This is a genomic window from Demequina silvatica (assembly GCF_000971215.1).
GTDB classification, from domain to species: Bacteria; Actinomycetota; Actinomycetes; order Actinomycetales; family Demequinaceae; genus Demequina; species Demequina silvatica.
In genome coordinates this window covers 1-5,259 of the sequence record NZ_BBMA01000015.1, presented here as the reverse complement: position 1 = coordinate 5,259, position 5,259 = coordinate 1, and the positions used below count along the sequence as shown (strand labels likewise).

Genomic DNA, 5,259 nt, shown 5'->3' with positions numbered 1-5,259 from the left:
CTGGTTGTACGCCATTCATTTACGGAGAGTTTGATCCTGGCTCAGGACGAACGCTGGCGGCGTGCTTAACACATGCAAGTCGAACGGTGACCCCCAGCTTGCTGGGGTGATCAGTGGCGAACGGGTGAGTAACACGTGAGTAACCTGCCCCAGACTCTGGGATAACCTCGGGAAACCGGGGCTAATACTGGATATGACACTCCATCGCATGGTGAGGGTGTGGAAAGTTTTTCGGTCTGGGATGGACTCGCGGCCTATCAGCTTGTTGGTGAGGTAGTGGCTCACCAAGGCGACGACGGGTAGCCGGCCTGAGAGGGCGACCGGCCACACTGGAACTGAGACACGGTCCAGACTCCTACGGGAGGCAGCAGTGGGGAATATTGCACAATGGGCGCAAGCCTGATGCAGCGACGCCGCGTGGGGGATGAAGGCCTTCGGGTTGTAAACCCCTTTCAGCAGGGAAGAAGCGAAAGTGACGGTACCTGCAGAAGAAGCGCCGGCTAACTACGTGCCAGCAGCCGCGGTAATACGTAGGGCGCAAGCGTTGTCCGGAATTATTGGGCGTAAAGAGCTCGTAGGCGGTTTGTCGCGTCTGCTGTGAAATCCCGAGGCTCAACCTCGGGCCTGCAGTGGGTACGGGCAGACTAGAGTGTGGTAGGGGAGACTGGAATTCCTGGTGTAGCGGTGGAATGCGCAGATATCAGGAGGAACACCGATGGCGAAGGCAGGTCTCTGGGCCACAACTGACGCTGAGGAGCGAAAGCGTGGGGAGCGAACAGGATTAGATACCCTGGTAGTCCACGCCGTAAACGGTGGGCACTAGATGTGGGGCTCTTTCCATGAGTTCCGCGTCGCAGCTAACGCATTAAGTGCCCCGCCTGGGGAGTACGGCCGCAAGGCTAAAACTCAAAGGAATTGACGGGGGCCCGCACAAGCGGCGGAGCATGCGGATTAATTCGATGCAACGCGAAGAACCTTACCAAGGCTTGACATATACCCTCTACCCCCAGAGATGGGGGGTGCTTCGGCGGGGTATACAGGTGGTGCATGGTTGTCGTCAGCTCGTGTCGTGAGATGTTGGGTTAAGTCCCGCAACGAGCGCAACCCTCGTCCTATGTTGCCAGCACGTGATGGTGGGGACTCATAGGAGACTGCCGGGGTCAACTCGGAGGAAGGTGGGGATGACGTCAAATCATCATGCCCCTTATGTCTTGGGCTTCACGCATGCTACAATGGCCGGTACAAAGGGCTGCGATACCGTAAGGTGGAGCGAATCCCAAAAAGCCGGTCTCAGTTCGGATTGAGGTCTGCAACTCGACCTCATGAAGTCGGAGTCGCTAGTAATCGCAGATCAGCAACGCTGCGGTGAATACGTTCCCGGGCCTTGTACACACCGCCCGTCAAGTCACGAAAGTCGGTAACACCCGAAGCCAGTGGCCCAACCCGCAAGGGAGGGAGCTGTCTAAGGTGGGATTGGCGATTGGGACTAAGTCGTAACAAGGTAGCCGTACCGGAAGGTGCGGCTGGATCACCTCCTTTCTAAGGAGCACCTACCAAGCCTCAGGGTTTGGTCAGGATCCCACTTCAGACTCGTTCGTAGTCTGGTGGGGCTCATGGATGGAACATCGACATGTGCCGGCAGCCGCCGGATGAGAGATCTAGTACGCCTTCGGGTTGGAACGTCTTAAGTCCGGGTCCTGGTTGTCGGCTGGCACGCTGTTGGGTCCTGAAGGGTCGGACGTAAGTTCAATCTTTCAGACCGTCGAACCCCGCCCGGGTTCACCTTCCTCGTCTTGGATGGGGTGGGTGTCGGGGTGGGGCACGGTTGCGGACCATCTCCTCCCATCAAACGGTGTGAGCGTCGAGCTCATGCAGGTGTGGGATCGGGGGGTGGGTTCGTCCGTCGTTTGAGAACTGCACAGTGGACGCGAGCATCTTTGATATCTGTGGTCAAGTTTTTAAGAGCACATGGTGGATGCCTTGGCAGTAGGAGCCGAAGAAGGACGTTGTAGCCTGCGATAAGCCTCGGGGAGTTGGCAAACAAGCTGTGATCCGAGGATGTCCGAATGGGGAAACCCCGCTGGAGTCATGTCCAGTGACCCACGCCTGAACACATAGGGCGTGTGGAGGGAACGTCGGGAAGTGAAACATCTCAGTACCGACAGGAAGAGATATTCCGTGAGTAGTGGCGAGCGAAAGCGGATGAGGCCAAACCGTGCACGTGTGAGACCCGGCAGGGGTTGCGTGTGCGGGGTTGTGGGACCTTTCTAACCGTTCTGCCGGACGGTTGAGGAGTCAGAAATCCGTGTCATAGTCGAAGGGCATTGAAAGGCCCGGCATAGAGGGTGCGACCCCCGTAGACGAAATGGTGCGGACTCCTGAGAGGTATCCCAAGTAGCACGGGGCCCGAGAAATCCCGTGTGAATCTGTAGAGACCACTCTATAAGCCTAAATACTACCTACTGACCGATAGCGAATCAGTACCGTGAGGGAAGGGTGAAAAGTACCCCGAGAGGGGAGTGAAATAGTACCTGAAACCGTGTGCTTACAATCCGTCGGAGCCTCCTTAGCTGGGGTGACGGCGTGCCTTTTGAAGAATGAGCCTGCGAGTTAGTGCTCAGTGGCAAGGTTAACCCGTGTGGGGCAGCCGTAGCGAAAGCGAGTCCGAATAGGGCGTTTGAGTCGCTGGGTCTAGACCCGAAGCGAAGTGATCTATCCATGGCCAGGCTGAAGCGCGGGTAAGACCGCGTGGAGGGCCGAACCCACTTGGGTTGAAAACCGAGGGGATGAGCTGTGGATAGGGGTGAAAGGCCAATCAAACTTCGTGATAGCTGGTTCTCCCCGAAATGCATTTAGGTGCAGCGTTGCGTGTTTCTTGCCGGAGGTAGAGCTACTGGATGGCCGATGGGCCCCACCAGGTTACTGACGTCAGCCAAACTCCGAATGCCGGTAAGTGAGAGCGCAGCAGTGAGACTGCGGGGGATAAGCTTCGTAGTCGAGAGGGAAACAGCCCAGAACACCAACTAAGGCCCCTAAGCGTGTGCTAAGTGGGAAAGGATGTGGAGTTGCATAGACAACCAGGAGGTTGGCTTAGAAGCAGCCACCCTTGAAAGAGTGCGTAATAGCTCACTGGTCAAGTGATTCCGCGCCGACAATGTAGCGGGGCTCAAGTACACCGCCGAAGTTGTGTCATTCACATATGTGCTAGGCCTTCGTGGTCCAGGCGTGTGGATGGGTAGGGGAGCGTCGTGTGGCGGGTGAAGTCGCGGGGTAACCCAGCGGTGGACGCTACACGAGTGAGAATGCAGGCATGAGTAGCGAAAGACGGGTGAGAAACCCGTCCGCCGAATGACCAAGGGTTCCAGGGCCAGGTTAATCCGCCCTGGGTAAGTCGGGACCTAAGGCGAGGCCGACAGGCGTAGTCGATGGACAACGGGTTGATATTCCCGTACCGGCGAAGAACCGCCCATGACGAGGCGGACGATGCTAAGTGCCCAAAGCCGGCGAAACCTTCGGGTGGAGCTCGGTGGCGCGCACGAACCAGATCCGTAGTAGTCAAGCGTATTAACAGGGGTGACGCAGGAAGGTAGCCGAGCGTGGCGATGGTAGTCCACGTCTAAGGGTGTAGGCCGAACCGTAGGCAAATCCGCGGTTCACACAGGCTGAGACCCGATGGTGACCCCGTACGGGGGAAATCGGTGATCCTATGCTGCCAAGAAAAACCTCGGCGCGAGGTTCTAGCCGCCCGTACCCCAAACCGACTCAGGTGGTCAGGTAGAGAATACTAAGGCGATCGAGTGAATCGTGGTTAAGGAACTCGGCAAAATGCCCCCGTAACTTCGGGAGAAGGGGGGCCTGAGGCGTGAACCACCTAGCGTGGGGAAGCGTTTGAGGGCCGCAGAGACCAGGGAGAAGCGACTGTTTACTAAAAACACAGGTCCGTGCGAAGTCGCAAGACGATGTATACGGACTGACGCCTGCCCGGTGCTGGAAGGTTAAGAGGAGGGGTCAGCCGCAAGGCGAAGCTCCGAATTTAAGCCCCAGTAAACGGCGGTGGTAACTATAACCATCCTAAGGTAGCGAAATTCCTTGTCGGGTAAGTTCCGACCTGCACGAATGGCGTAACGACTTCTCCGCTGTCTCAACCGCGAACTCGGCGAAATTGCACTACGAGTAAAGATGCTCGTTACGCGCAGCAGGACGGAAAGACCCCGGGACCTTTACTATAGCTTGGTATTGGTATTCGGTGTGGTTTGTGTAGGATAGGTGGGAGACTATGAAGCCGTGACGCCAGTCATGGTGGAGTCATTGTTGAAATACCACTCTGATCACTCTGGATATCTAACCTCGGTCCGTAATCCGGATCAGGGACAGTGCCTGGTGGGTAGTTTAACTGGGGCGGTTGCCTCCCAAAGAGTAACGGAGGCGCCCAAAGGTTCCCTCAGCCTGGTTGGCAATCAGGTGGCGAGTGCAAGTGTACAAGGGAGCTTGACTGTGAGACTGACAGGTCGAGCAGGGACGAAAGTCGGGACTAGTGACCCGCCGGTGGCATGTGGAAGCGCCGGCGCTCAACGGATAAAAGGTACCCCGGGGATAACAGGCTGATCCTGCCCAAGAGTCCATATCGACGGCATGGTTTGGCACCTCGATGTCGGCTCGTCGCATCCTGGGGCTGGAGTTGGTCCCAAGGGTTGGGCTGTTCGCCCATTAAAGCGGTACGCGAGCTGGGTTTAGAACGTCGTGAGACAGTTCGGTCCCTATCCGCTGCGCGCGCAGGAAACTTGAGAAAGGCTGCCCCTAGTACGAGAGGACCGGGGTGGACCAACCTCTGGTGTGCCAGTTGTTCCGCCAGGAGCACGGCTGGTTGGCTACGTTGGGAAGGGATAACCGCTGAAAGCATCTAAGCGGGAAGCCCGTTTCAAGATAAGGTTTCCATCACCTACGGGTGTGAAGGCCCCCTATAGACCATGGGGTTGATAGGCCGGACGTGGAAGCGAGGACCAAAGACTCGTGAAGCTGACCGGTACTAATAGGCCAACAACTTGACTCACACTCAAGTTATCAAAAACGTAATGCTACGCGTCCACTGTGCGGTTCCCGAACTACGGGAAACACTCCGCAAAACCATAGTTCCATAAAGTTGCCGCAGCCATAGCGGGAGGGAAACGCCCGGTCCCATTCCGAACCCGGAAGCTAAGCCTCCCAGCGCCGATGGTACTGCACCCGCCAGGGTGTGGGAGAGTAGGACGCTGCGGCACA

3 rRNA genes are annotated in these 5,259 nt (G+C 57.2%); all 3 read left to right on the top strand.

The features are described 5' to 3' along the window. The first annotated feature begins 18 nt into the window (after positions 1-18). Positions 19-1,539 (top strand): 16S ribosomal RNA (locus AOM05_RS13860). A 409-nt stretch (positions 1,540-1,948) separates the two neighbouring features. After that, positions 1,949-5,050 (top strand): 23S ribosomal RNA (locus AOM05_RS13855). A 91-nt stretch (positions 5,051-5,141) separates the two neighbouring features. Beyond that, a 5S ribosomal RNA gene (rrf, locus tag AOM05_RS13850) occupies positions 5,142-5,258 on the top strand. Together the 16S, 23S and 5S rRNA genes form the textbook arrangement of a ribosomal RNA operon. The last annotated feature ends 1 nt before the right edge of the window (position 5,259 follow it).